The following is a 24978-nucleotide window of genomic DNA, read 5'->3' on the forward strand; positions in this document are numbered from 1 at the left end:
GCGACCGCGAGATGATCGTGCCCGCCGAAAAGGGTGATCCCGACGCCGATCCCGCCGAGACCGAGTTCGTGACCATCAGCCGGGCCGGACCCCGGGCGGCCTGGATGGCCCTGCGCCCGCACACCGGCCGGACCCACCAACTCCGCGCTCACATGAAGGCCATGGGTCACCCGATCCTGGGGGATCCGAAATATGGCGATGAGCCCTCGGCTCAGCTCTCAGGTCAGTTGAAGTTGCAATTGCACGCCCGGCGGCTGACCCTGCCGCATCCCTCCAGCGGCATGCTGATCCTTGAGGCGCCGCTCAGCCCGGAGATGAAGGCGGGCTTTGCGCGGTTCGGCTTCGACGAGCATGAGGCCGATCCCGAGCCCTTTGGCCGCAAACGCCGTTAGACCATGCCCAAAATGGGCGCCGCGGCGGCGCTGTCTGGGAAGACGGCGGTGTCCAGCGCCCGACGATCCACGCCCATATGCTCGGCCAGGACACCCTTGAACAGGCTGCGCAAATCGGTGGTCGGGGCGAGATCGCGGTTCTCGAACAGGCGCTCGGCGCGGAGGGTCGGCCAGTCCCCGATGATCCCGCCGGGCTTCAGGGCGCCCCCCAGCACGAGTGCTGTGGCGGCGGTTCCATGGTCGGTGCCAAGAGTGCCGTTGATCCGCGCGGTGCGACCGAACTCTGTCACCACCAGGACCACCGTGTCGCGCCAGCCCGCACCGAGACCCTCCTCAAGGCCGCCGACCAGGGCGTCCAGATAGGCCAGCCGCCGAGTCAGGGCGCCTGACTGGTTAGCGTGGGTGTCGAAGCCATCAAGAGATATGGCGACCATGTCCGCGCCACCGGCGCTCTGCATGAATCCCGCCACTGTGGCCCCCAGGCGGCCGGCGGCTTCGCGGCTGTCGCCCATCAGGGTCCGGGTGAGCCGGGCGGTCTCGGCTGGGCTGAGATCGCCGCTTTCGTCCTGCGCGAGACGGGCAAGATTGGCCTGCGCCAAAATCTCGGTCTTCAGGCCGCGGCCCAGCGCGGCGCTCAGCACGGGATCATTGGCATAGAGATCCTGTATCAGCATCGGCAGGCGGGCCTGGGTTTCAACCGCTCGACCAGGCGACCAGGAGGCGGTGGTGAGCGGGCCGCGCATGACCAGGGGCGCCACAGGCCCGACGGAGAGCCCTTCCACCGGAGTCCGGGCCGACAGGCTGGTCATGGCCCGATTGAGCCAGCCAGAGCTCACATCGCCGCCGGCGGCGGCCTCCAGACGGTCCTGGGCCGCGAAATGTGACCGGCTGGCCGCAGGCATGGCGACGGCCGGCGCAATCCGTCCCTGGCCCGCGGCTATCAGGCGGTGGACGGACTTGAGCTCCGGATGCAGGCCGAAGTCGCGATCGATCCTCAGCGCCTCATCAGTGATCGCCAGGTCCCGGCGCAGGCCGACATAGTCGCGATCGCCGATCGGCGGGCTGATCGACAGCCCATCGGCGGCGCCACGCAGAATCACCAGAACGAACTTCCTCTGCGCCTGCGCGGCGAAGGCCGCTGTCCCGATGAACTGCAGGCCCAGACCCAGCCCCGCGCCTGCCCCCAGCAGGCGGCGGCGGGACAGGGCGAGGGGAACGGGGGCATGTGCGCGGGTCATCGGCGTTGAAACTCCGGGCTCATCAATAGAAGGGCGAGGCCTTCGCCCCGGGACTCTGACCCGGCGATCGCCCGCGCGGTGACGGCGGACAACCGCGCGCCCAGGGCCTGGGCGGCGACCTCGGAGGGATCGCGATCGCCGATCGCCCGGGGTGCAAAGGCTTCGGTCCAGACCAGGCGCTTGATCAGCCCGTCGGGGGTGGCCCAGGCCGCCTCGTCCTCCGGCCAGCCCTCCGGGGAGGGGGCGTAGAAGGGCCGCTGGCCCATGGCGGTCAGCATGGAAAGGTCGCCAGGGGTCCGAGGCGCGGCGCCCGCCGCCCGCCAGCTGGAGATCATGAACTCGTAGGGCGTCTTGAACTTGGTCGGCGCCGGCGCCCAGGCCTCTGGAGCCTCGATCAGGGCCAGGGCCACCTGATCCAGGGCGCCGTCGGACCCCAGCCAGGCCTTTTCCAGGCGGGCGACGAGGGCCGGGGGCGGGGTGTCTGCGACGAAATGGCGGGCGATCTTGTGCGAAATGAAGCGCGCGGTCTGCGGCCGCCGGGCCAGGTCGCGTAGGATCGCCATGGCCTGATCTTCGCCCTGGACCTCGTAGCGGACGCCCATCACCGTCCGGGGCCCCGGCTCGTGGGCGATCTGCCGGAAATAGGTTTCGCCCACCTGCTCGGTGGGGGAATTGAACCCCCGAAAGGTCAGGCCGGTGAGGGCGCGGGCGAACTCGATGACATCGGCCTGGGTGTAGCCGCCGTCCACGCCCACCGTATGCAACTCCAGGATTTCCCGGGCCAGGTTCTCATTGAGGCCCGATCGCCCGGTCGCGTCCTTGCGCCGGGCCATCTGTTGGGCGAGGGGGCTGCCTGGCCCCACAGACCCGTTCTGGTCGAGATAGAGCAGCATGGCCGGGTGGGTCTCGGCGGCCACCAGGAGATCGGTGAAGGCGCCAAAGACATGGGGGCGGATGGCGGCCGCCTCATAGGGTCCGATGGTCGCGGTGCGAACGAAATTGCCCGCTCCCACCGTGAAATGGTTGGCCCAGAACAACGCCCACCGCTCGGCGAAGCCGTGATCGGTGGTCGCGCCGTGGGACGCCCGTTGTAGAAGGTCGGCGTTGATCTCCTCCCGCAGAGCTCGCCGCTGGGTGACCACTTCGGGGCGCAAGTCTTGAGCCTCACGGCTCTGACGGCGATTGGCGCGGAGGAAGGCCGACTGCGCCTGCCGGAAGCTCTGCAAGGCCTCGGCCCGCGCCAGGGGCAGGGCGCGGGTTGGGGCGGGCGTCGCCGCGACGGTCTGCTCGGCGAGAAATCCCCGAGGATCGCTGCGCGCTGCGGCGATTTCGCCGGGCCGGGCGCCGAGGCCAAAGCGCGTGGCCGCAATTGCGGCCTGGAGATCACGGTCGGGCAGGGCCATAAGGCGCCTCCTTGCGCGCGGTGGGGTGATCCCCCATTCCACGATTATCCGCCCCATCTCCGTCGCATCCAATGGAGTCTGTTTTGAGACGTGGATTTCAAGAGGCCACCGACCGGCCACGGCGTTTTTACAAGACGGTGTCCATCAGGCAGGCCGAGGACGGCTTTGCGGTCCTGCTGGATGAGCGCCAAGTGCGCGGCCCCCGGGGCGGGCGGCTGGTGACCCCCACACGGGCTCTGGCGGAGATCATCGCCGCCGAGTGGGCCGGGCAGGGCGAGAGCCTCGACATTGTCGGCATGCACGCCACCCGCCTGGCCAACACCGCCATCGAATCCATTCCCCAGGCTCGCGCTGCCACGGCGCAGTCGGTCGCCGACTACGCCAGCTCCGACCTGCTCTGCTATTTCGCCGAAGAGCCCCAGGCTCTGGTGGCGAGACAGACCGCCCAGTGGGAGCCCGTTCTGCAGCGGGCCGAGTCGGAACTGGGCCTTAGCTTCGTCCGCGCAGCCGGGATCATTCATTGCGCCCAACCCGAGGCGACCCTGAGCCAGGTTCGAGACCTGGCCCTCGCGCTCGACGACTTCCGCCTGGCCGGGGTGGCGTTCGGCGCGTCCCTCTATGGCTCTGGCGTGCTGGCGCTCGCCCTTCAGCGGGGGTGGTTGGATGGGGGGCAGGCGCTCGCCCTGTCGCGGCTGGATGAAATCTTCCAGGAGGAGGCCTGGGGGATCGATGAGGAGGCCGCTGAACGGGTCGCCCGCCTGTCGATCGAGTCGGCCATGCTGGACGCCTGGTTTCGCGCCCTGGACGGGGTGTGAGGGCCAATTCTGCTGACGCCGCGTGAACTTGCGCGGCCCTTCGGCGCCCATTACGGCTGAGGCCCTCAGTGGTCGTCAGGGAGGGGTGTCGGCGTGAAGCAGATCCTCAAAGAGCTCGAAGCCAAGCGGGAAACCGCCCGCCAGGGGGGCGGCGCCCGGCGGATCGAAGCCCAGCACGCCAAGGGCAAGCTGACGGCCCGCGAGCGGGTCGACCTGCTGCTCGACGAAGGCTCCTTCGAGGAGTTCGACATGTTCGTCGAGCACCGGGCCACTGACTTCGGCATGGCCGAACAGAAGGTGCCCGGCGACGGGGTGGTCACCGGCTGGGGCACGATCAACGGCCGCACCGTCTTCGTCTTTTCCAAGGATTTCACCGTCTTCGGCGGATCTCTGTCCAGCGCGCATGCGCAGAAGATTCTCAAGGTCCAACGGCAGGCCCTGAAGATGGGCGCCCCGATCATCGGCCTGTTCGACGCCGGCGGCGCCCGGATCCAGGAGGGCGTGGACTCGCTCGCCGGCTATGCCGACATCTTCCTGGAGAACACCCTGGCCTCAGGCGTCATCCCGCAGATCGCCGTGATCATGGGGCCCTGCGCCGGGGGCGACGTCTATTCGCCGGCCATCATGGACTTCATCTTCATGGTGAAGGACACGAGCTACATGTACGTGACCGGCCCCGATGTGGTGAAGACGGTCACCCACGAGGACGTCTCCCATGAGGACCTGGGGGGCTACCGGGTCCACGCCATGAAGTCCGGGGTCGCCGACGGCGCCTTTGAGAATGATCTGGAGGCGATGACCCAGGTCCGCCGGCTGGTGGACTTCCTGCCCACCTCCAACCGCGAGCGCCCGCCGGTGCGGGTGAGCTTCGATGAGGCCGAGCGGGAGGAGCCCAGCCTCGACACCCTGGTCCCGGCCAATCCCAACAAGCCCTACGACATGAAGGAGCTGATCCTTAAGGTCGTGGACGAGGCCGATTTCTTCGAGATTTCCCCGGACTTCGCCAAGAACATCATCTGTGGCTTCGCCCGCATGGACGGTCAGCCCGTGGGCGTCGTCGCCAACCAGCCGCAGGTGCTGGCGGGCGTGCTGGACATCGACGCCAGCCGCAAGGCCGCCCGCTTCGTGCGTTTCTGCGACGCCTTCGAAATCCCGCTGGTGACCTTTGTAGACGTCCCGGGCTTCATGCCGGGCACCCGGCAGGAGCAGGGCGGCCTGATCCGCCACGGCGCCAAGCTTCTGTTCGCCTATGCCGAGGCCACGGTGCCCAAGATCACCATCATCACCCGCAAGGCCTATGGCGGCGCCTACGACGTGATGAGATCCAAGCACATCCGGGGCGACCACAACTATGCCTGGCCCACCGCCGAGATCGCGGTGATGGGCTCCAAGGGCGCGGTGGAGATCATCTTCCGCAACCAGACGGCCGAGGAACTGGTCGCCCGGGAGGCGGAGTACAAGGACCGCTTCGCCAACCCCTTCGTGGCCGCCGCCCGTGGCTATATCGACGACGTGATCATGCCGCACGGCACCCGTCGCCGCATTGTGCGGGGCCTGCGCTCCCTCAAGGGCAAGGTCCTGACCAACCCCTGGAAGAAACACGACAATATCCCCCTCTGAGGCGTCCGCCGCCCGGCGGCGTCTCGGAACAAGGTCGGCCCTAACCTGTTGTCTTTGGAGAGCGCAGACGCGCTCCCAGTCAACAACGGGAGAACGAGCCATGGCCGACAGGTGGACCGAAGATCAGGAATATGAGCGCATCCGCGCCATGCGCGGCGATCAGGACCGACGCGCCGGCGGCTATGGGCAGCGGGACGAAGAGGCCCGCAGCTTTTCCCCGCAGCAGGCTTCTCGCGGCCCCGTGTTCGGGGAGCGCGAGAGCGGCGCCGCCTATGGCCGCGACGCCGAAGGCCGGACAATGTCCCGCGAGGTCAGAGCCCAGCCCGACCGCGACCGGATCTATGGCGAAGGCTATTTCGGTCAGGAAGGCTACGCCATGGAGCAAGGGGGCTTCGGCGGCCCCGCGGCGCCTCCGCGGGCCTCGACCCGCGACGCCTACGCCCGGGTCTATGGCGGCCACGAACGGCGTATCGATCGCGGGGAGGACCGCGGCTTCTGGGACCGGACCACCGACGAGGTCGCGTCCTGGTTCGGGGATGATGAGGCCGAACGCCGCCGTGACCGCGACCACGCCCGCAGCCATCGTGGCCGCGGACCCAAGGGCTATGTCCGCCCCGATGACCGCATCAGCGACGATGTTCACCACCACCTGACCGACGATCCCTGGATCGACGCCTCGGAGATTCAGGTCCAGGTGAAGGACGGCGAAGTGACCCTGAGCGGCACGGTGGATGATCGTCGCGCCAAGCACCGGGCCGAACACTGTGTCGAGGACATCCACGGTGTGAAGCACGTGCAGAACAATCTGCGGGTCCAGCCCCGGGTGGACCAGGCCTTAGCCACGGGCCAACCGGCTCGGATGGCCGCCAACACCACCCTCGCCAAGGTCTCTGACGGCGAGGAATAGACCAGATTGCTCGCGGCGCCGCAGCCAGCCTAGGCTTGGGCGATGGGCGCTGATCTGAACGACTTTGAACCCTGGCTCGCCCTCTGGGACCTCGTCCCGGAGGGCGATGTCATGTCCATGCCCGTGACGCGTTCACGTCTGCTGCCGGTCCGCGCCGGGACCCAAGCGGCCATGCTCAAACTGGCCCATAGCGTCGACGAGCGGCGCGGCGGAACCATCATGGCGTGGTGGAGTGGGGAAGGCGCGGCCCCTGTTCTCGCTGTCCAGGATGAGGCGCTGCTGATGGTCCGCGCGCCGGGCGACAGCCTGGTCCCGATGGTCCGCGAGGGTCGGGATGAGGCGGCCACGGCGATCCTGTGCCAGGTGGTCGCCCGGCTGCATGCGCCGCGGCGACCGCCGCCTCCAGCCGCCCCGCCTCTGAGCAAGCTGTTCTCCGCCCTGAACCAGTCGGCCGACCCGACCCTGGCGCGCGCCCGCCAGGTGGCCTCTGGCCTGCTTGAGAGCCCCCGCGATCAGGTGCTGCTGCACGGAGATATCCACCATGGCAATGTGCTGAACTTCGGCGCCGACGGCTGGCTGGCCATCGATCCATGGGGACTTGTGGGCGAGCGAGCCTATGACTACGCCAACATCTTTCCCAACCCAGACCTGGCCTTTGTCACTGCCGCTCGCTTCGCCGCGCAGCTGGCTCAGGTTGCGCGAGCGGCCGGTCTGGAGCCGGCCAGGCTGCGGGCCTGGGCCCACGCCCATGCCGGTCTCTCCGCCGCCTGGCACGCCCAGGACGGCAGCGACCCGGCCAAGGCCAGGGCGCTGCTCGCCATCCTTGAGGCGGCGGGTTAGCCGGCGCCCCGTTGGGCGTTATCGCCGCGGCCCAGGGGATCGCGCAATGGCTCCCCATGGGGCACGAACTCCAGCGAGACCGAGTTGATGCAATAGCGCAGGCCCGTCGGCGGCGGGCCGTCGGGAAACACGTGACCCTGATGGCTGCCGCAGCGGGCGCAGCGGGTCTCGACCCTAACCATGCCATGGCTGACGTCCCGGACGCCGATCACATGGGCCTCATTCAAGGGGGCGAAGAAGCTGGGCCAGCCGGTGCCGCTCTCAAACTTGGTGTGGGCCCGGAACAGGGGCAGGCCGCAGAGGCGGCAGCAATAGTCCCCGTCCTCCTTGTTATCCAGCAGGCCGCCGCAGAACGGGGCTTCGGTTCCATGTCGCAGCAGGACATCGGCCTCTTCCAGGGTCAGGTGAGCTTCGAGGGCCTTGCGTTCCGCAGGGTCGGGCGGCGACAGATCAAAAGCGGTCGTCGGGGAGTCGGCTGGCTTGGTCATGGTCACCAATCTAAGGTCGCCCCCGACAGATCGGAAGGACCCCCTGTCAACAAGGGGGCGAAGTCGGGAGAGCCCAGGAATGATCACCGCCACCACCCCGAGCATCGCCGAGCGCGAGATCACCAGGACCCTTGGGGTCGTCACCGGCGAGGCGATCATTGGCGCCCATATCTTCCGGGACATCTTCGCTGGCATCACCAACATCATCGGCGGCCGGGCTGGGGGATATGAGAAGGCTCTGGGCGAGGCGCGGACCATCGCCCTGCGCGAAATGTGCGCTGAGGCCAGCGGTCTGGGCGCGGATGCGGTGGTCGGCGTCGACCTCGACTATGAGACCCTGGGGGCCGAGAACGGGATGCTGATGGTCAGCGCCTCGGGTACGGCGGTGAAGCTGCGTTGAGTTCGGTGGCCATGTTTTCCAAGATCCTGATCGCCAATCGCGGCGAAATCGCTGTTCGTATCATCAAGACCTGCCGCCGGATGGGGATCGCCACGGTGGTGGTCTATTCCGAGGCTGACGCCGACTCCATGGCGGTGGAGATGGCCGACGAGGCGGTCTTCATCGGCCCCGCGCCCGCCTCGGAAAGCTATCTGGTGGCCGACAAGATTGTGGCGGCCTGTCGCGAGACCGGGGCGCAAGCCGTGCATCCGGGCTTTGGCTTCCTGTCGGAAAACGCCGGCTTCGCCCGGCGGCTGGCCGAGGAGGGGATCGTTTTCATCGGCCCCAACCCTGAGGCCATCGCGGCCATGGGCGACAAGATCGAGAGCAAGAAGGCCGCCGGCCGGGCCGGCGTCTCCACGGTGCCGGGCCATGTAGGCGAGATCTCCGACACCGCCCACGCTGTCCAGATCGCCGAGGAGATCGGCTATCCGGTGATGATCAAGGCCTCGGCCGGGGGCGGCGGCAAGGGCATCCGGGTGGCCTGGACCCGCCAGGACGTGGAGGAGGGCTTTCCCGCCGTCCAGGCGGAGGCCAAGTCGAGCTTCGGCGATGATCGCATCTTCATCGAGAAGTTCATCGAGAGCCCGCGCCATATCGAGATCCAGGTGCTGGGCGACAAGCACGGCCACGTGGTCCACCTGTTCGAGCGGGAATGCTCGATCCAGCGCCGCAATCAGAAGGTCATCGAGGAGGCGCCCAGCCCGCTGCTGGATGAGGCCACCCGCAAAGCCATGGGCGACCAGGCCATCGCCCTGGCCAAAGCCGTCGGCTATGACAGCGCCGGCACGGTGGAGTTCGTGGCCGGCCAGGACCGCAGCTTCTTTTTCCTGGAGATGAACACCCGCCTGCAGGTGGAGCATCCGGTCACCGAGCTGATCACCGGCGTCGATCTGGTCGAGCAGATGATCCGATCGGCCGCCGGCGAACCCCTGGCGTTTGCGCAAGACGATCTGAAGATCAACGGCTGGGCCATCGAGAGCCGCATCTACGCCGAGGATCCCTATCGTGGCTTCCTGCCCTCGATCGGCCGACTGGTGCGCTACCGGCCGCCGGCTGAGCTCGATAGCGCGTCGTTGCAGGTGCGCAACGACGCCGGCGTTCGCGAGGGCGACGAGATCTCGATGTTCTATGACCCGATGATCTCCAAGCTGTCGACCTGGGCGCCCACGCGCCTGTCCGCCGTCGACGCCATGGGCGAGGCCCTGGAGAATTTTCATATCGAGGGGCTGGGGCACAACATCCCCTTCCTGGCCGCCGTGATGGATCAGGACCGGTTCCGGTCGGGCCAGATCTCCACCAACTACATCAAGGACGAGTTCCCCGAGGGCTTTCACGGAACCGAACCGACGCCGCGCCAGACCGATATCCAGATCGCCGCGGCCTGCGCCATGCATCAGGTGCTGAGCGAGCGGGCCTGGCCCGGGCGGGGGCGTCACGACTGGGTGGTCAATCTGGGCGGCGTCGACCATCCGGTGCGGCTGAGCCTGGACGGGGATGCGGTGAGCGCGGAGCTGACCGAGGCGGGGCGAAGTCTGGTGCTGACCGACATCGACTGGCGGCCGGGCCAGCCGGTGTTCGCCGCCAACCTGGAGGGGGCGAGATTCTCGGTTCAGGTGCGCCCGGCGGCCGAGGGCTTCGTCATCCGCCATCGGGCCGCCGAGGCCCGGGTGCTGGTGCTCACGCCGGTTTCGGCCCTGCTGCACAAGCGCCTGCCGGCCAAACAGGCCGCCGACACCGCCAAGCTGGTGCTGTCGCCCATGCCGGGCCTGGTGGTCAGCCTCAGCGTCGTTGAGGGCCAGGAGGTCAAGGCCGGTGAGATCGTGGCCATCATCGAAGCCATGAAGATGCAGAACATCATCCGCGCCGAGCGGGATGGGACGGTGAAGATGGTCGGCCCGAAGGCCGGTGACTCGGTGGCCGCCGATGAGGTGCTCGCCGAATTCGCCTGATCAGCGATCTCGAGCTTCGCCGTCGGAACGGAGGCGCCTGTGGTGGGTTCCCTTGAGGCAATTCACCCCAAGAGGAGCCTGACATGGCCAACGATCCCGCCGACCGCACCGACATGCGCCTGATCGCCGCCGACAAGGTCGAAGGCGTCAGCGTCTACAACCCCCAGGGCGAAAAGCTGGGCACGGTGGAGAACATCTTCATCGACAAGCGTTCCGGCAAGGCCGAGTTCGCCACCATGGCCTTCGGCGGCCTGCTCGGCATGGGCGAGAAGCACTATCCGCTGCCCTGGTCGGTCCTGACCTATGACACTGAGCAGGACGGCTTTGTGGTCGCCCTCGAGAAGGAAACCCTGGAAGGCGCGCCGGGCTATGACAAGTCCCGCCTCAGCACCACCGACTATGGCTGGCGCGACGAGGTCACGGGCTATTACGGCGCCACCGCCTAGCTGTGAGCTCAGGGGAGGGGCGGGGGTCCAGCCTCCGCGCTCGCCCCGAACACGGATTCGAAGCCGGCGCGCAAAGCCGCGTCGGCTTCATCCATGCTGATGGGCAGGCCGAGGTCCACCAGACTGGTCACCCCGTGCTCAGTGACCCCGCAGGGCACGATGCCCGTGAAATGACTGAGATCCGGCTCCACGTTCAGGGCGATCCCGTGGAATGAGACCCAGCGGCGGAGCTTGACGCCGATGGCGGCGATCTTGTCCTCCTGTGGCGGAACGCCCGGCGCCCTGCGCTCCACCCATACCCCGACCCGCCCAGGTCGGACGGCGCCCTCCACATTGAAGCGCGCAAGGGCCTCGATCACCCAGGCCTCCAAAGCCGCGACAAAGGCCCGCACGTCTCGCCGCCGGGCCGTCAGATCAAGCATCACATAGGCCACCCGCTGGCCGGGGCCATGATAGGTGAACTGTCCGCCGCGCCCGCTCTGAAACACCGGGAAGCGGTCGGGGGTCAGCAGGTCCTGCGGCCGCGCCGAAACCCCTGCGGTATAGAGGGGGGGATGCTCCAGCAGCCAGACCAACTCGCCGGCCCGGCCCTCGGCGATGGCGGCGGCGCGGGCCTCCATGGCGGCGACGGCGGCCTCATAGTCCACCAATCCCCGGGACACCGCCCACCCGACGGGGATCCCGTCGGGGCGATGAAAGTTTGTCCCGGAGGGCTCTGGGTTTAACGCGCGGTCAAGCATGGCAGGCGCAATGTGGGGCTTCGGACCGCCGGCTGCAAAGCCGCAGTTGAGGCGGCGTGTAGGGGTGCGGGTTTGTCCAGTCAGGTCGAGGCGGTCAATGTGGAGATATCGGTCGTGCTTGGCCGAGCCTCCCTGCCGATGCAGCAGCTTCTGCGCATGGGCCGGGGTGCGGTGATTCCCCTCGACGCCACCGTCAACGAAGAAGTCTGGATCCTCGCCAACAACCACCCCGTCGCCCGGGGCGAAATCCAGATCAGCGACGACAAGATCGCCATCGCCGTCACCCGCGGAGCCAATGTGTTCGACTACATGGCCGGCGGCAGCTAAGGCGCAAACTCTCCCTTCACAAAGCAGCGGCGGTTTGCTACGCCCCGCGGCTCACCACGGGCGGTCGTGGCGGAATTGGTAGACGCGCAGCGTTGAGGTCGCTGTGGGGCAACCCGTGGAAGTTCGAGTCTTCTCGACCGCACCAGTGAACCAGGAACAGCAGAGCCGGTAGATTTCGAAACGTAGCGCAGGGGAGGTCGACGTGAGTCGTGAACAGGCCGACCCTGCCGCCGATATCGAGATTGAGCGCGAAGAGGACCTGGAGGATCTCGCCCTAGGCGAGGACTATGCGCTTAATCCGCAATTCGTCTCCATGGTGGTGGACGCCGCCGATCGCGGCGATTCCGACCGCCTCCGGGAGCTGCTGAGCGCCCTTCATCCCGCCGACGTGGCCGACCTGATCGGCTTCCTTGCCGCGGAGGACCGCAAGGAAATCCTCCCTCACCTGAATCCCGAAGCCCTGGCCGAGATCCTGTCGGAGCTGGACTACGAGATTCGTGAGGAAATCCTCGAGGCTGTCGCCCCTGAAACCCTGGCGCGGGCCCTGGGTGAGCTGGACTCCGACGACGCCGCCGACGTGGTCGAGGACCTGGAGATCCACAAGCGCGCCGAGGTGTTGGCCGCTCTGCCGGAGGGCGAACGCGCGGCTATCGAAAGCGCCCTGTCCTATGGCGAGGAGACCGCCGGCCGACTGATGCAGCGCGAGGTGGTCGCCGCCCCGCAGTTCTGGACGGTCGGCCAGGCCATCGACCACTTCCGCCGGGAAGGTGACGACCTGCCCGAGCTGTTCTTCGACGTCTATGTGGTTGACCCCACCTACCGGCCCGTCGGTGCGGTGCCAGTGAGCACCCTGTTGCGAAGCAAGCGGGATGTGCCGCTGGCGCAGATCATGGAGTCCCTGTCCGAAATCCCGGTCGATATGGACCAGGAGGAGGTGGCCTACATCTTCGACAAGTACCACCTGATCTCCGCCCCGGTGGTCGAGCCGGGCGGCCGCCTGGTGGGTCAGATCACCGTCGATGACATTGTCGGCGTCATCCATGAGGAGAGCCGCGAGGATATCCTCGCCTTGGCCGGGGTTTCCGACAGCGGTCGCCATGGGCGGATTTGGGACATGGTCGCCTCGCGTCTGCCCTGGCTGTTGCTCAACACCCTGACCGCCGCCCTGGCCGTCAGCGTGATCCAGGGATTTGAGGCTCAGATCGCCGAGGTTGTGACCCTGGCCGTTCTGATGCCCATCGTCGCCTCCCTGGGGGGCAACGGGGCGACCCAGACCTTGACCGTGGCCGTGCGCGCCTTGGCCAGCCGGGAGCTCTCGGCGGTCAACGCGATGCGGACCGTCAGCCGCGAGATGGTGGTCGGGCTCGTCAATGGCGTGGTCCTGGCCGCGGTGACGGGGGTGGCCATCTATCTGGTGTTCGGCGACGTAAGGCTCTGTATCGCCTTCGCCGCGGCCCTCGTGATCAACATGTTTGTCGCGGCCGCCGCCGGCGCCCTCGTGCCGCTTGCGCTGGAACGCATGGGGCGCGACCCTGCGGTGTCGTCTGCCGTGTTTGTGACCTTCGTCACCGACTTCACAGGATTTTTCGCCTTCCTGGGCATCGCAGCGCTGATCCTGTTGTAACCGGCCCCTATCTTGCGGCTGGAGACCCAGACCCCGTGTTTGTGTCTCAACATGGATCAGGACGGCCATGAAACCGCGTCACCAGATCTCCCGCGCTGCGATCGAACTGATCGAACGCTTCGAAGGCTACCGATCCAAGGCTGCGCGTCTTGCTGATGGGCGCTGGACCATCGGCTATGGCCACACCCTGACGGCCCGCGAGGGGGCGGAGGTCTCGGAAGAGGACGCCGAGGCCCTGCTGCTCTACGACCTGATCGCCGTCGCCCATGTGGTCAATGAGTCCACCTATGCGCCGCTGACCCAGAACCAGTTCGACGCTTTGTGCTGCTTTGCGTTCAATATCGGCATCGACAATTTCCGCCGCTCGACCGTTCTGCGACGGATCAATGAGGGCCAGCTGCTACAGGCCGCCTGCGCCATGGAGCTTTGGCGCAAGGCCGACTTCGAGGGCGAGCGGATCGTCATCGACGCGCTGGTGCGCCGCCGGGCTGCTGAGAAGACCCTGTTCCTGACGCCCATGGACGGCTGGGTGCCCGCGCCGTCCCCGGTGCTGCGGCCCAATATTGACGCCGACATCGCCGGGATTGTGCCGCGCCAGACCCCATTGGCCGTCCGCGCGGTCCTCGATGGCCTGGACGCCGTCGCCGAGCGGGACCCCACCACCGCCACCCTGCAGCCCGCGCCGCCGGAAGAGGACGCAGCGCCCAGTCCGGCCCAGGCCGCCGCGGCGGCCGTAAGCTACCGACTGCAGGCCATCTTCCGCGACCCCGAGCCTTCATCCGAGGTCTCGCCGCAAGAGACCATGGCCGATACGGCCGGGGAGGGCCCCACCGCGGAGTCCGAGGCGGCGCCTGTTGAGCCCGCTGTCGCGGGCGAGCAGGAGGCTTCGCCCGAGTCCGTCCCTGATGAGCGACTTTCACCCTCCGCCGACGACACTTCGTCCTCGCTGACCGACAATCTGCCCTCGCCCCCTGATGGGGCCTCAGAATCCGAGCCGGCGAAGCCTGCGACCTCGACAGCCTCGTGGGCGCCTGCCGTGGGCCTGATGAGCGGCGGCGCTGAGCGCGCCTTTGTCCTGACCCCTTCGGATGAGGACGACGATGAATCTGCGCCCGAGGTCCGTTCCCCTGAGGTTCGCAACCTGCCTGGCCCGATGCTGGCGGCCAATGATCCGCTGGAAGCTCCGGCCGCGCCGCCGGAGGTCGAGGCTCCCGCCGATGATCCGCCGCGGCTGCTGATTGACGATACGGCGCCTGAGCCCTCAACCATGACCTTCGAGCCCATGCCCAAGGCCGTGAACCGGGCGGATCTTGGGGCGCTGCTGACCCTGGCGGGCTTGGGTCTGGCCCTGTTCGCCGGCGGGCTGTTCTGGGCGTTCAACGCCCGGATCACCGAAGGCGGCCTGATCAACCCCCTGACGGTCGGCTGGATCGCGGGCATCACCGGGGTCGGCTTCTTCGGTGTCGCGGCCTATCAGGTCTTGCAGCGCCTCAGCGGCGACGATGGCCTGGAAGACCTGGACGACCATCCGAACTGACGGGCGGCGTCCGATCCTGAGGCAGGGCCTGCCGGTCACGGCGGGAATTTGGGGGTGAATTGTCCCCTCGCGGCGCCGTTTCCCCCGTGATAGGCCCTAGGCATGATGACGACCTCTGGCCCCGCCCTCGAATTTGGCCTTGGCGAGTCCGCCGACGCCATCCGTGAGACCACCGCACGCTTCGCCGCGGGCGAAATCGCCCCCAGGGCGGCGGAGATAGACGCCTCCAACACCTTTCCCCGGGACCTGTGGCGGCCGATGGGCGCCCTTGGCCTGCACGGGATCACCGTCGAGGAAGCCTATGGGGGCCTCGGCCTCGGCTATCTGGAACATGTGGTGGCCATGGAGGAGGTCAGCCGGGCCTCGGCTTCGGTGGGCCTGTCCTACGGCGCCCACTCCAACCTCTGCGTGAACCAGATCCGCCGCTGGGGCTCTGAGGCGCAGAAGCAGCGCTACCTGCCGCGCCTGATCAGCGGCGAGCATGTGGGCGCCCTGGCCATGAGCGAAGCCGGCGCCGGTTCCGACGTGGTGTCCATGCGCCTTCGCGCCGAGCCTCATGGCGATCGATACGTGCTGAACGGGACCAAGTTCTGGATCACCAATGCGCCGCACGCCGATGTGCTGGTGGTCTATGCCAAGACCGATCCGGAGGTCACCGGCCGGGCGATCACCGCCTTCCTGATCGAGAAGGACTTCAAGGGTTTCAGCTGCGCCCAGAAGCTGGACAAGCTGGGCATGCGTGGCTCCGACACCGGCGAGCTGGTGTTTGAGGACTGCGAAGTGCCGCAGGAGAATGTGCTGGGCCCGCTGAACGGCGGGGTTGGCGTCCTGATGAGCGGCCTGGACTATGAGCGCGCCGTGCTGGCCGGCGGACCGTTGGGCATCATGCAGGCCTGCCTGGACGCCGTGCTGCCCTATGTGCGCGAACGCAAGCAATTCGGCGCCCCTATCGGTTCCTTCCAGCTGATGCAGGCCAAGGTCGCCGACATGTATGTCGCCCTCAACTCGGCCCGGGCCTATGTCTATGCCGTGGCCAGGGCCTGTGATGCGGGACTCACCACCCGCTTCGACGCCGCCGGCGCCATCCTGATGGCCTCGGAAAGCGCCGTGAAATGCTCGCTGGAGGCGATCCAGGCCCTGGGCGGCGCGGGCTACACCAAGGACTATCCGGTGGAGCGCCTGCTGCGGGACGCCAAGCTCTACGACATTGGCGCCGGCACCAACGAGATCCGCCGCTTCCTGATCGGCCGGGAGCTGATCGGCGGTTAGGTCCCGTGTTGATATAGTATAACGCCTCGCTATGCTCCGCCCAGCTTGGCGGAGAGACGAAGATGCGGCGCCTGACAGCCCTGGTTTTGATCTCGGTGATGGCGGCCGCAGGGCCGGCCCTGGCGCAACACGGTCATGGCGCCACCGAGCGGTCAGCCGCCATGAACCGGACCTGGAGTGAAGAGGTCGCCTCGGTGGCCGAGACGGCGGCCCGATTCGAATCCCCGGAACGCGAGGTCATCGCCCTGCGGCCGGCCATCGTCGCATCTCTGGACCTGAGGCCGGGGATGGTCGTGGCCGATGTGGGCGCCGGGACGGGGGCCTATCTCAAGCCGCTGGCCGAGGCTGTCGGCGCCGACGGTCACGTCTATGCCGTCGATATCTCAGCGCCCTTCGCCGCCTACATGCGTGATCGGGTGGAACGGGAAGGCCTGGGCAATGTGTCGGTGGTCCTGTCGCGCGTCGACAGCCCGACCCTGCCGCCGAACGCCGTCGACGCCATCCTGGTGGTCAACACCTTCCACCATTTCGAGGCGCCCGAGGCCATGCTGGCCCATTTCAAGGCCGCTCTGAAACCTGGCGGTCAGCTGGCCATCGTGGATTTCGACCTGGCCCACGGCCATGCCGGCCATCAGGAGGTGGTCGCTCTGGACCGGGCCGGCCATGTCGGTCTGATCCAGGCCCACGGTTTTGATCTGGTCGAGGACGTCAGGATCGACGGGATGCGGGAGAACTTCGTCCTGCGATTCGTCCGCCGCTGAAGCGTCGATTCAGGGGAACCCATGGGCGGTCCTACGCCTTCCTTTTTGAGGAAACCCAAGGAGCCCCCCCATGCGTAAGACCCTGATCGTGATGCCCATCGCCTTTTCCGCCCTGGCCCTGGCGGCCTGCGGCACCACTGTGACCGAGCGGGCCGCCACCGGCGCCCTGGGCGGCGCCGCCGTCGGCGGCGCCGTCAGCGGCGACCTCGGCGGGGCTGCGGCCGGCGCAGCGATCGGCGGCGTCGCCGGCGCGGCGACCACCCCCCGCCGTAACTAGACCTTGGCGCGACCTGACCCAGTCGTCAGGCTGCACAAGGCTGGATCGAGATACAAAAAAGGGCCGGCCCATTGTCGGGGCCGGCCCTTCCATTGTCGGACCGCAAGCGCGGCGGCCCGCAACCTTAGCAGCGCTTAAGCGCGAACCTCGTGGGAGGCCCAGGCTACGGTCACCGACTGCGACAAGTGACAATGAGACACTGGATCACCTCCTTTCAGTTGTTGAAGACTGATCTGAATATGGGGCGGGATTCTCAAATTGGCAAACCCAAGTGTTTGTGATCGTCCGGCCTGTCTGAAACCCCCTCAGCGCCAGCCCCGCTTGGGGCCTTCCTCGCTCAGGGGCGTGCGGCGCCGCATTTCGGTGACTGGTGTGGTCATCGCCTCTAGCGCCTGGCCCATGGCCAGGTAGCCCGCGGAAACGGCGGGGTCATAGGCTTCCCAGTTGCGAATCTCCACGCCGGTCATGTCCGGGGTGACCAGCAGGTCGACGCTTTCGCGGGCCGCCCGCAGGTCGCGCCCGGTGGGCACGGTGGCGGCGCGCATCAGAAGCGAGACGATGGGCGGCCCCTGTCGCCAGGCGCCCGACGCGATCCAGCGGAGAACCGATTCCGGACGGGCCACATCCTTGGCGGTGATGCTGCGGCCGCGGGTGACATCCACCCCGACCACCGGCCCCAGGTGCAAGGCGCTCATCACATCGGCCGGGAAATTGTTCAGCACGGCCCCATCGACGAGCACCTCATCCCCCTGGGTGGCCGGCGGCATGACGCCGGGGAGGGCGATGGTGGCGCGCAGGGCGTCGACCAGCCGTCCGCTCCGGTGAATCTGATAGGCGCCGGTGGTCAGGTTCGAGGAGACGGCGAAAAAGGGCAGCCAGAGATCGGAAATGCTGGTGTCGCCAAAATGCTCATAGAGGCGGGCGCGCACCTTCTCCCCCCGGGTCATGGCCACAAGGGGGAAGGCGATGTCGTCCAGGGGGCTGGAGGCGACAAAGGCGTCGCGGATGCGGCGGTCGGCCTCCTCATCGGACCAGCCCATGCCCAGCCCCGCGGCGACAATGGCCCCCATGGAGGCTCCGCCGATGAAGTCGATAGGCACGTCCCGTTCCCGCAGGGCGCGGATCGCCCCCACATGGGCATAGGCCCTGGCGCCGCCGCCGGACAGCACCAGCCCTACCGACTGGCCGGTCAGCACCCGGGCCAGACGGGCGGCGTCGGCCTCATCGTCCCGGCGCATATGGAACAGGCGGGCCGGCTGTGCGGCCTTGACCCAGGCCTCGGAGGTCCGCGGCGCCGGGCTCTGTCGGGGATGCATGAGGATCAGGTCCACCAGCTGGTGAGCCTGAAGAGGTTGGGCCGGATGCAGGATGATATTGGCCGGCGGTGAGGCCGCGGCCTTGCCGATCCGAAACAGTCGGTCGACCTGCCGGGCCACCACGGCGCGCCAGCCCAGATCCTCGCCCTCGGCGGCGTAGAGGACAAAGTCGTGGGTCCGCTCGACCTCGGAATACCACTCCGTCGGCGCCATGGCCGCCTCGGCCCCGACGACGGTGACGCTGTAGCCCTGGCGCATGATGTGGCGGGCGATGCGGTCGACGACGGGACGCACGGCGACCGGCTCGCCCACGGTGACGAACCCATAGACCGACGGTTCGGCGCCGGTGGAGCGGTGAACCTGCCGTCGACTGCGTCGGACCACCAGCTGGGCCAGTTCCAGCATGACCCCGGGATCACTCTCGGCGGCCTCCAGGAACAGATCGCGGGGCAGGGCGAAGACCTCGGAATCCCGGAGCGCCACCACTCGGGCGGTGTGCGGCGTGCCCGACAGCAGGGACATCTCGCCGGCCGGCTCTCCGGGACGGATCACCCCCAGGAACTCCGGCTCCTGCCCCTCGTCGCGACGGAAGGCGCCCAGTCGCCCGGCGCGGAGGAAGTAGAGGTGATCGGCCGCCTCACCGGGCTCGAACAGCACCCCGCCGCCAGGCAGCGAGAACCATGTCGCATCGCCCTCCACCCGTTCATTGAAGAACAGCTGGGCGAGTGCGCTGTCACTGGGGAGTTCCGGCAGGCGAGCCACGTGGGGAGCCTAGCGCGCAACGGCTCGCCCGGCTATGCCATGCATATGACGAGGCTAACTTCCTCCATCGACCCGGCTTCCGAGGCATTTCAGACCCAGGCGCAGCTGAATCGCGGCCTGGTTGACCAACTTCGTGGCCATGTGGCGCAAGCTGGTCTTGGCGGCCCAGAGGCCTCCCGCGTGCGGCACGAATCGCGGGGCAAGCTTCTGCCGCGCGAACGGGTGATGCGGCTGCTTGACCCTGGCGCGCCGTTCCTTGAGGTCGGCGCCCTGGCGGCCCACGGACTCTATGACGATGAGGCGCCCGGCGCCGGTCTGATTACGGGGGTGGGCCGGGTGTCGGGCCGAGAGGTGATGATCGTCGCCAATGACGCGACGGTGAAGGGCGGCGCCTACTTCCCGATGACGGTGAAGAAGCACCTGCGGGCCCAGGAGATCGCCCTGCAGAACCGGCTGCCCTGCGTCTATCTGGTGGACTCCGGCGGCGCCAATCTGCCCCACCAGGCCGAGGTGTTTCCCGATCGCGATCATTTCGGACGCATCTTCTTCAACCAGGCCCAGATGAGCGCGGCGGGCGTCGCCCAGATCGCCTGTGTCATGGGCTCCTGCACCGCCGGCGGCGCCTATGTGCCGGCCATGGCCGACGAGACGGTGATTGTCCGCGATCAGGGCACCATCTTCCTGGGCGGGCCGCCCCTGGTGAAGGCCGCCACCGGCGAGGTGATCAGCGCCGAGGAGCTGGGCGGCGCCGACACCCATGGTCGTCGCTCCGGCGTGGTCGACCATGTGGCCAATGACGACGAACACGCCCTGTCGATCGTCCGCGCCATCGTCGCCAATCTCAACACCACCAAGACCCACGACATGGCCCTGGCCGAGCCGCGGCCGCCGGCCTTTGATCCTGAAGAACTCTACGGCCTCATCCCCGGCGATGTGCGGGCGCCCTATGATGTGCGCGAGGTGATCGCCCGCATTGTCGATGGTTCGGACTTCGACGAGTTTAAGGCGCTGTACGGCACGACCCTGGTCTGTGGCTTCGCCCGCATCTGGGGCTATCCCGTCGCTATTCTGGCCAATAACGGGGTGCTGTTCTCCGAAAGCGCCGTTAAGGGCGCCCACTTCATTGAACTGGCCTGTAAGCGCAGGATTCCCCTGGTCTTCCTGCAGAACATCTCCGGCTTCATGGTCGGCGGACGCTATGAGGCCGGCGGCATCGCCAAGGATGGGGCCAAGCTGGTGATGGCGGTGGCTTGCGCCGAGGTCCCCAAGTTCACCGTCCTGATCGGCGGTTCCTTCGGGGCCGGCAACTACGGCATGTGCGGCCGGGCCTATTCCCCGCGCTTCCTGTGGACCTGGCCCAACAGCCGGATCAGCGTCATGGGCGGCGAGCAGGCCGCCAGCGTGCTGGCCACCATCCGCCGCGATGGTCTCGAGGCCCGCGGCGAAACCTGGCCCCTTGAGGACGAGGCGGCCTTCAAGGCGCCGGTCAAGGCGCGCTATGAGGCCGAGGGCGACCCCTATTTCGCCACCGCACGCCTGTGGGATGATGGGATCATCGATCCGGCCCAGACCCGCGACGTGCTTGGACTGTCGATTTCTGCGGCGCTCAATGCGCCTGTGCCGGAGACGCGCTTTGGCGTCTTCCGAATGTGAGAGAGCCAAGACCATGAGCAACCCGATCGCCGATCCGCTGGTGGAAGGCCTCGACACCGACGCCACCTCGCCCCTGGTGCGCCTGGAGGCCACGGTCGAGGGCGTGGCCATCGTCACCCTCAACCGGCCTGAGCGCCGCAACGCCTTTGACGCTGACCTGATCGCGGCCCTGTCAGAGACCTTCGAGACCCTGCATGGCGCTGAGCATGTGCGGGTGGTCTTCCTGCGCGGGGCCGGCGGAACGTTCAGCGCCGGCGCCGACCTCGACTGGATGCGGGCCGCCGCCCGGCACACCGAGGACGACAATCGCGAAGACGCCATGGCCATGGCCCGGATGCTGAAACTCCTGTGGGATATCCCGGCCCTGACGGTCGCCCTGGTCCAGGGGGGCGCCTATGGCGGCGGGGCGGGTCTGGCGGCGGCCTGCGACATGGCCATCGCCACCGCTGACGCACAGTTCAGCTTCGCCGAGGTCAAGCTGGGCCTCGTGGCCGCCACCATCAGCCCCTATGTGGTCGCCGCCGTTGGCCCCCGCACGGCCCGGGGCCTGTTCGCCACCGGCCGCACCTTTGACGCCGCCCATGCGGAGAAGATCGGCCTGATCACCAAGCTGGTGGAGGATGACGCCGCCCTCGAAGCGGCCATGACCAGCCTCTCCGCTGAGATGATGGCCTGCGGTCCCATGGCGGTCATCGAGTCCAAGAGGATTGTCGAGCACGTGGCCTATCAGGAGATCGACCACGGCCTGATGGAGGACACCGCCAAGGTCATCGCCCGGGTGCGGGTCAGTGAAGAAGGTCAGGAAGGGGTCATCGCCTTCCTGGAGAAGCGTAAGCCCCGCTGGGCCGAATGATCACCACCCTCCTGGTCGCCAATCGTGGGGAGATCGCCCGGCGGATTTTCCGCACCGCCCGGGCGATGGGCCTTGCCACCGTCGCGGTCTACTCCGACGCCGATGCTGACGCCCCCCATGTGCGCGAGGCCGACCAGACCGTGCGCCTGGGGCCGGCCGCGGCCCGGGAGAGCTATCTGAACGTCGAGGCCGTGCTGGCCGCCGCCCGGGCCACGGGCGCCGACGCCATCCATCCCGGCTATGGCTTCCTGTCGGAGAACGTCGCCTTCGCCGAGGCGGTGATAGCTGCGGGCCTGACCTGGGTCGGCCCGCCCCCTGCGGCCATTCGCGCCATGGGCCTCAAGGATGCGGCCAAGGCTTTGATGATCGCGGCCGGCGTGCCGGTGACCCCGGGCTATCACGGCGAGAGCCAGGACCCCGCCCATCTGGCGCGGGAGGCAGGTTCCATCGGCTATCCGATCCTGATCAAGGCGGTGGCCGGCGGCGGCGGCAAGGGCATGCGCAAGGTCGAGCGCCCGGCGGACTTCACCGAGGCCCTGGGCGCGGCCAAGCGGGAGGCGGCCGCGGCCTTCGGCGACGACCGGGTGCTGCTGGAGACCTATGTCGCCAGGCCACGTCATATCGAGGTGCAGGTGTTCGGCGACGCCCACGGCCAGGTGGTTCACCTGTTCGAGCGCGACTGCTCCCTCCAGCGTCGCCATCAGAAGGTGATTGAAGAAGCCCCGGCGCCGGGCATGAGCGACGAGGTCCGCCAGGCGGTCTGCGCCGCCGCCGTCCGCGCCGCCCGGGCGGTGGACTATGTGGGCGCCGGCACGGTGGAGTTCATCGCCGACGCCAGCGACGGCCTGCGGGCCGACCGCATCTGGTTCATGGAGATGAACACCCGCCTGCAGGTGGAGCATCCGGTCACCGAGGCCGTCACCGGCCAGGACCTGGTGGAGTGGCAGCTGCGGGTGGCCGGCGGCGAGCCCCTGCCGCTCACCCAGGGCCAGATCACCCTGAACGGCTGGGCCATGGAGGCCAGGCTCTATGCCGAAAACCCGGCTGCTGGCTTCCTGCCGTCTATCGGCGAGCTGGAGCATTTCGTCCTGCCCGAGTCGGTCCGCGTCGACACGGGCGTGGAGGCCGGCGGCGCCGTCAGCCCGCACTATGATCCAATGATCGCCAAGCTGATCGCCCACGGCCCCAGCCGGCGGGTCGCCGCCCACCGCCTGGCCGCCGCCTGCGCCCAGGTCCAGGTCTGGCCGGTGCGGACCAACGCCGGCTTCCTGGCGCGCTGCCTGGAGGACGCCGACTTCCTGCAGGGCGAGGTCGACACCGGCTTCATCGCCGCCCGCCTGGACGCGCTGGCCGGCGCCCGCGCGCCCAGCGACCAGGTCCTGGCGGCTGCGGCCCAAGGGTTGCTCTCACAGACCCCGGTCCCCGCCGCCGAGCCGCAGGGTCCCTGGAGCGCCTTGACCGGTTTCCGGATCAATGGGCCGCGCCAGGGCCAGGTTCGCCTCTACCGGGATGGCCAGGCCGTCACCGCCCCCCTGGTCGACGGCCCCCTGAGCGCTGACGTCCTGCTGGATCAGGCCGGGGCCATCGTGGTGTTCGAGGCGGGCGAGGCTTTCGCCTTCACCGGGACTCCGCCGCAGGCGATCACCGGGGAGGGGCCGGCCGGCGATGGGGTCGTCATCGCGCCCATGCCAGGCAAGGTGGTCGCCGTCGCCGTGAGCGCTGGCGACAAGGTCCTCAAAGGCCAGACCCTGGTCACCCTGGAGGCCATGAAGATGGAGCACGCCCTGACCGCCGCCTTCGAGGGGGTGGTCGAGACGATTTCGGTCGCCGTCGGTGATCAGCTCAGCGAAGGCGTGGTGCTGGCGCGGCTGACGCCGTCGGCCTAGACCCCCCCCATGACCGTGCATCTGATCAAGCTCGTCGTCGGCTGCGACACCGTGGAGGATCTGCTGGACTGGCGCGCGCCCCAGGCCCAGGCCGGAGAGCCCTGGATTCTGCGGACCCGCCAGACGCCCAAGCGTGCGGCTGAGCTCATCGACGGCGGCTCCCTCTACCGGGTCTATAAGGGCGCCATCCTCACGCGGCAGCGGATCCTGGACGTGACCACGGTGGGCGAGGGGCCCAACGCCCGTTGCGAGATGCGGCTGGACGAGGTCCTGGTGCGGGTCGCCCCGACCCCCCGGAGGGCCTTTCAGGGCTGGCGCTACCTGGAGGCCAGGGACGCTCCGGCCGACCTGGCGGGCGAGGGCGGAGAGGATGTTCCCGTGGAACTCGCCCGGCAATTGCGCGGAGCGGGTCTCTGGTAGGGCCTCAGACCGCCATATTGTCGATCAGCCGGGTCTTGCCCAGAAAGGCCGCCGCCAGCACCCGACCAGGACCGCTCAGAATGTCAGGTCCAGGGTGGGACAGGTCCGAGGCGTTGCGGACCTCGAAATAGTCGATCCGCTCAAAGCCCTGGCGTTCCAGGGCCGCGCGCCCGGTGGCCTCCACCTTGGCGACTGGGTCGCCGGTCTTCAGTCGCACAACCGCGTCGGCCAGGACGACATTGAGCCGTCCCGCAATGATCCGCTGCTCGGGGGTGAGGTAGGCGTTGCGCGAGGACAGGGCCAGGCCGTCCTCAGCCCGGGCGGTGGGCGCGCCGATGATCTCCACCGGCAGGTCGAGGTCCAGGACCAGCCGGCGGATCAACTGAAGCTGCGGGTAGTACTTCTCGCCGAAAACCGCCACGTCGGGCTGCGCCTGATTGAGCAGCTTGGTCACCACCGTCGCAACTCCGTCGAAGTGACCGGGCCGCGCGGCTCCGTCCAGGGGCTCGCTGACCCCAGATACGCTGACCTTGGTGGAGAATCCCGCCGGATAGATCTGGCTGACATCGGGCGCATAGAGCAGGTCGCAGCCCGCGCTGGCCAACAGGGCAGCATCACCGGCCTCGTTGCGCGGATAGCGCTCGAAGTCCTCTCCTGGCCCAAACTGGGTCGGATTGACGAACAGGCTCGCCACCACCCGTCGGGCGCGGGTTCGGGCCAGCCGCACCAGGGAGAGATGGCCCTCATGCAGGGCCCCCATGGTGGGCGTCATGGCCACGGTCTCCCCCTTGCCCCGCCAGGCGCGGACCTGCGCCCTCAGCTCGGCCACGGTGCGGACGACAGGTAGAAAATCAGCAGACATGGGGTCTCGACCGGCTCTCAAAGGGACGGCTTGGCTTATGGCTGATGGGCAGGGGGTGCGTCCATCCGTCCACAGGCCGCAGGGCCTGCCAAGTTGACGTGAGGGTCGGCATAAGCGTCTCGTTAACCTATAGGCCCGCCTGGCCGAATCG

The 24978-nt window shown here is 68.1% G+C and carries 24 protein-coding genes and 1 tRNA gene; 19 read left to right on the top strand and 6 right to left on the bottom strand.

Features of this window, described 5'->3' with window-relative positions:
• Positions 1–392, top strand: a 392-nt coding sequence (locus Q7V15_RS16225) for a pseudouridine synthase (protein WP_304756889.1), incomplete at its 5' end; no start/stop codon positions are given.
• On the opposite strand, the gene Q7V15_RS16230 is transcribed toward Q7V15_RS16225, so the two are convergent.
• Entirely contained in the window at positions 389–1630 is a 1242-nt protein-coding gene (locus Q7V15_RS16230; protein WP_304756890.1) for a DUF1501 domain-containing protein, read from the bottom strand. The two genes, Q7V15_RS16225 and Q7V15_RS16230, sit on opposite strands and share 4 nt — an antisense overlap.
• A complete protein-coding gene (locus Q7V15_RS16235; protein ID WP_304756891.1) occupies positions 1627–3033 on the bottom strand; it encodes a DUF1800 family protein in 1407 nt (468 codons plus the stop codon). The genes Q7V15_RS16230 and Q7V15_RS16235 overlap by 4 nt, the downstream gene beginning before the upstream one ends.
• An 83-nt stretch (positions 3034–3116) precedes the next feature.
• Here Q7V15_RS16235 and Q7V15_RS16240 point away from each other — a divergent pair, with 83 nt between their 5' ends.
• The 4 genes from Q7V15_RS16240 to Q7V15_RS16255 all read left to right on the top strand — a co-directional run bounded on the left by Q7V15_RS16240 (position 3117) and on the right by Q7V15_RS16255 (position 7215).
• The gene (locus Q7V15_RS16240; RefSeq protein ID WP_304756892.1) at positions 3117–3848 is read left to right on the top strand and encodes an ATP12 family chaperone protein; all 732 of its coding nucleotides are present in this window, start codon (positions 3117–3119) and stop codon (positions 3846–3848) included.
• 93 nt (positions 3849–3941) lie between these two features.
• The gene (locus Q7V15_RS16245; protein WP_304756894.1) at positions 3942–5468 is read left to right on the top strand and encodes an acyl-CoA carboxylase subunit beta; all 1527 of its coding nucleotides are present in this window, start codon (positions 3942–3944) and stop codon (positions 5466–5468) included.
• A 100-nt stretch (positions 5469–5568) separates the two neighbouring features.
• Complete coding sequence (locus tag Q7V15_RS16250) at positions 5569–6375, top strand: BON domain-containing protein (protein WP_304756897.1); 807 nt, start codon at positions 5569–5571, stop codon at positions 6373–6375.
• A gap of 42 nt (positions 6376–6417) precedes the next feature.
• The gene (locus Q7V15_RS16255) at positions 6418–7215 is read left to right on the top strand and encodes an aminoglycoside phosphotransferase family protein (RefSeq protein ID WP_304756899.1); all 798 of its coding nucleotides are present in this window, start codon (positions 6418–6420) and stop codon (positions 7213–7215) included.
• Here the strand turns inward: Q7V15_RS16255 and msrB are convergent.
• Positions 7212–7703: a peptide-methionine (R)-S-oxide reductase MsrB gene (gene msrB, locus Q7V15_RS16260; RefSeq protein WP_304756900.1), complete on the bottom strand. Its 492-nt coding sequence runs from the start codon at positions 7701–7703 to the stop codon at positions 7212–7214. The two genes, Q7V15_RS16255 and msrB, sit on opposite strands and share 4 nt — an antisense overlap.
• Positions 7704–7782: 79 nt before the next feature.
• Here msrB and Q7V15_RS16265 point away from each other — a divergent pair, with 79 nt between their 5' ends.
• The 3 genes from Q7V15_RS16265 to Q7V15_RS16275 all read left to right on the top strand — a co-directional run bounded on the left by Q7V15_RS16265 (position 7783) and on the right by Q7V15_RS16275 (position 10540).
• Entirely contained in the window at positions 7783–8103 is a 321-nt protein-coding gene (locus Q7V15_RS16265; RefSeq protein WP_304756902.1) for a heavy metal-binding domain-containing protein, read from the top strand.
• Between the two features lie 11 nt (positions 8104–8114).
• Positions 8115–10094: an acetyl/propionyl/methylcrotonyl-CoA carboxylase subunit alpha gene (locus Q7V15_RS16270; protein ID WP_304756903.1), complete on the top strand. Its 1980-nt coding sequence runs from the start codon at positions 8115–8117 to the stop codon at positions 10092–10094.
• A gap of 83 nt (positions 10095–10177) precedes the next feature.
• Positions 10178–10540: a PRC-barrel domain-containing protein gene (locus Q7V15_RS16275; RefSeq protein WP_304756904.1), complete on the top strand. Its 363-nt coding sequence runs from the start codon at positions 10178–10180 to the stop codon at positions 10538–10540.
• Between the two features lie 8 nt (positions 10541–10548).
• Here Q7V15_RS16275 and lipB read toward each other — a convergent pair whose 3' ends face one another.
• Positions 10549–11280, bottom strand: coding sequence for a lipoyl(octanoyl) transferase LipB (lipB, locus tag Q7V15_RS16280; RefSeq protein ID WP_304756906.1), 732 nt, complete (start codon positions 11278–11280; stop codon positions 10549–10551).
• Between the two features lie 72 nt (positions 11281–11352).
• Here lipB and Q7V15_RS16285 point away from each other — a divergent pair, with 72 nt between their 5' ends.
• The 7 genes from Q7V15_RS16285 (at position 11353) to Q7V15_RS16315 (ending at position 17075) form a co-directional block, all read left to right on the top strand.
• Positions 11353–11607: a FliM/FliN family flagellar motor switch protein gene (locus tag Q7V15_RS16285; protein WP_304756907.1), complete on the top strand. Its 255-nt coding sequence runs from the start codon at positions 11353–11355 to the stop codon at positions 11605–11607.
• 60 nt (positions 11608–11667) lie between these two features.
• Positions 11668–11752: transfer RNA gene (locus tag Q7V15_RS16290), tRNA-Leu, on the top strand.
• Positions 11753–11809: 57 nt separating this feature from the next.
• On the top strand, positions 11810–13231 hold the full coding sequence (mgtE, locus tag Q7V15_RS16295; RefSeq protein ID WP_304756908.1) for a magnesium transporter: 1422 nt from the start codon (positions 11810–11812) through the stop codon (positions 13229–13231).
• A 67-nt stretch (positions 13232–13298) separates the two neighbouring features.
• Positions 13299–14768 carry a lysozyme gene (locus tag Q7V15_RS16300; protein WP_304756910.1) on the top strand — a complete coding sequence of 490 codons (1470 nt, stop codon included), beginning with the start codon at positions 13299–13301 and terminating at the stop codon, positions 14766–14768.
• A gap of 102 nt (positions 14769–14870) precedes the next feature.
• Positions 14871–16037 carry an isovaleryl-CoA dehydrogenase gene (locus Q7V15_RS16305; RefSeq protein ID WP_304756912.1) on the top strand — a complete coding sequence of 389 codons (1167 nt, stop codon included), beginning with the start codon at positions 14871–14873 and terminating at the stop codon, positions 16035–16037.
• Between the two features lie 62 nt (positions 16038–16099).
• The gene (locus tag Q7V15_RS16310; protein ID WP_304756913.1) at positions 16100–16798 is read left to right on the top strand and encodes a class I SAM-dependent methyltransferase; all 699 of its coding nucleotides are present in this window, start codon (positions 16100–16102) and stop codon (positions 16796–16798) included.
• Positions 16799–16868: 70 nt separating this feature from the next.
• Complete coding sequence (locus tag Q7V15_RS16315) at positions 16869–17075, top strand: hypothetical protein (RefSeq protein WP_304756914.1); 207 nt, start codon at positions 16869–16871, stop codon at positions 17073–17075.
• Positions 17076–17380: 305 nt separating this feature from the next.
• Here Q7V15_RS16315 and Q7V15_RS16320 read toward each other — a convergent pair whose 3' ends face one another.
• Positions 17381–19153, bottom strand: a complete 1773-nt coding sequence (locus Q7V15_RS16320) for a patatin-like phospholipase family protein (RefSeq protein WP_304756915.1) — start codon at positions 19151–19153, stop codon at positions 17381–17383.
• A 45-nt stretch (positions 19154–19198) separates the two neighbouring features.
• On the opposite strand from Q7V15_RS16320, the gene Q7V15_RS16325 reads away from it, so the two are divergent.
• The 4 genes from Q7V15_RS16325 to Q7V15_RS16340 are packed head-to-tail and all read left to right on the top strand — an operon-like array spanning position 19199 to position 23965.
• The gene (locus Q7V15_RS16325) at positions 19199–20806 is read left to right on the top strand and encodes a carboxyl transferase domain-containing protein (protein WP_304756916.1); all 1608 of its coding nucleotides are present in this window, start codon (positions 19199–19201) and stop codon (positions 20804–20806) included.
• Positions 20807–20819: 13 nt separating this feature from the next.
• Entirely contained in the window at positions 20820–21659 is an 840-nt protein-coding gene (locus tag Q7V15_RS16330; protein ID WP_304756917.1) for an enoyl-CoA hydratase-related protein, read from the top strand.
• Positions 21656–23545 carry a biotin carboxylase N-terminal domain-containing protein gene (locus Q7V15_RS16335; protein WP_304756919.1) on the top strand — a complete coding sequence of 630 codons (1890 nt, stop codon included), beginning with the start codon at positions 21656–21658 and terminating at the stop codon, positions 23543–23545. The genes Q7V15_RS16330 and Q7V15_RS16335 overlap by 4 nt, the downstream gene beginning before the upstream one ends.
• 9 nt (positions 23546–23554) lie before the next feature.
• Positions 23555–23965 (top strand): DUF1489 family protein, encoded by a 411-nt coding sequence (locus tag Q7V15_RS16340; RefSeq protein WP_304756921.1) that lies wholly within the window; start codon positions 23555–23557, stop codon positions 23963–23965.
• A gap of 4 nt (positions 23966–23969) precedes the next feature.
• Here the strand turns inward: Q7V15_RS16340 and panC are convergent, their stop codons facing one another.
• On the bottom strand, positions 23970–24827 hold the full coding sequence (gene panC, locus Q7V15_RS16345; protein WP_304756922.1) for a pantoate--beta-alanine ligase: 858 nt from the start codon (positions 24825–24827) through the stop codon (positions 23970–23972).
• Positions 24828–24978 lie beyond the last annotated feature (151 nt).

It is taken from the genome of Phenylobacterium sp. (assembly GCF_030651755.1).
In the GTDB taxonomy this organism is placed as follows: domain Bacteria; phylum Pseudomonadota; class Alphaproteobacteria; order Caulobacterales; family Caulobacteraceae; genus Phenylobacterium.

Excerpts from the sequence above, each read along its gene's own strand:
- Q7V15_RS16250 (WP_304756897.1), top strand. The coding sequence starts at position 5,569 with ATGGCCGACAGGTGGACCGAAGATCAGGAATATGAGCGCATCCGCGCC.
- Q7V15_RS16255 (WP_304756899.1), top strand. The coding sequence starts at position 6,418 with ATGGGCGCTGATCTGAACGACTTTGAACCCTGGCTCGCCCTCTGGGAC.
- Q7V15_RS16310 (WP_304756913.1), top strand. The coding sequence starts at position 16,100 with ATGCGGCGCCTGACAGCCCTGGTTTTGATCTCGGTGATGGCGGCCGCA.
- Q7V15_RS16335 (WP_304756919.1), top strand. The coding sequence starts at position 21,656 with ATGATCACCACCCTCCTGGTCGCCAATCGTGGGGAGATCGCCCGGCGG.
- lipB (WP_304756906.1), bottom strand. The coding sequence starts at position 11,280 with ATGCTTGACCGCGCGTTAAACCCAGAGCCCTCCGGGACAAACTTTCAT.
- msrB (WP_304756900.1), bottom strand. The coding sequence starts at position 7,703 with ATGACCAAGCCAGCCGACTCCCCGACGACCGCTTTTGATCTGTCGCCG.
- Q7V15_RS16315 (WP_304756914.1), top strand. The coding sequence starts at position 16,869 with ATGCGTAAGACCCTGATCGTGATGCCCATCGCCTTTTCCGCCCTGGCC.
- Q7V15_RS16230 (WP_304756890.1), bottom strand. The coding sequence starts at position 1,630 with ATGACCCGCGCACATGCCCCCGTTCCCCTCGCCCTGTCCCGCCGCCGC.
- Q7V15_RS16340 (WP_304756921.1), top strand. The coding sequence starts at position 23,555 with ATGACCGTGCATCTGATCAAGCTCGTCGTCGGCTGCGACACCGTGGAG.
- Q7V15_RS16275 (WP_304756904.1), top strand. The coding sequence starts at position 10,178 with ATGGCCAACGATCCCGCCGACCGCACCGACATGCGCCTGATCGCCGCC.
- Q7V15_RS16265 (WP_304756902.1), top strand. The coding sequence starts at position 7,783 with ATGATCACCGCCACCACCCCGAGCATCGCCGAGCGCGAGATCACCAGG.
- Q7V15_RS16305 (WP_304756912.1), top strand. The coding sequence starts at position 14,871 with ATGATGACGACCTCTGGCCCCGCCCTCGAATTTGGCCTTGGCGAGTCC.
- Q7V15_RS16270 (WP_304756903.1), top strand. The coding sequence starts at position 8,115 with ATGTTTTCCAAGATCCTGATCGCCAATCGCGGCGAAATCGCTGTTCGT.
- Q7V15_RS16325 (WP_304756916.1), top strand. The coding sequence starts at position 19,199 with ATGACGAGGCTAACTTCCTCCATCGACCCGGCTTCCGAGGCATTTCAG.
- panC (WP_304756922.1), bottom strand. The coding sequence starts at position 24,827 with ATGTCTGCTGATTTTCTACCTGTCGTCCGCACCGTGGCCGAGCTGAGG.
- Q7V15_RS16330 (WP_304756917.1), top strand. The coding sequence starts at position 20,820 with ATGAGCAACCCGATCGCCGATCCGCTGGTGGAAGGCCTCGACACCGAC.
- Q7V15_RS16235 (WP_304756891.1), bottom strand. The coding sequence starts at position 3,033 with ATGGCCCTGCCCGACCGTGATCTCCAGGCCGCAATTGCGGCCACGCGC.
- Q7V15_RS16300 (WP_304756910.1), top strand. The coding sequence starts at position 13,299 with ATGAAACCGCGTCACCAGATCTCCCGCGCTGCGATCGAACTGATCGAA.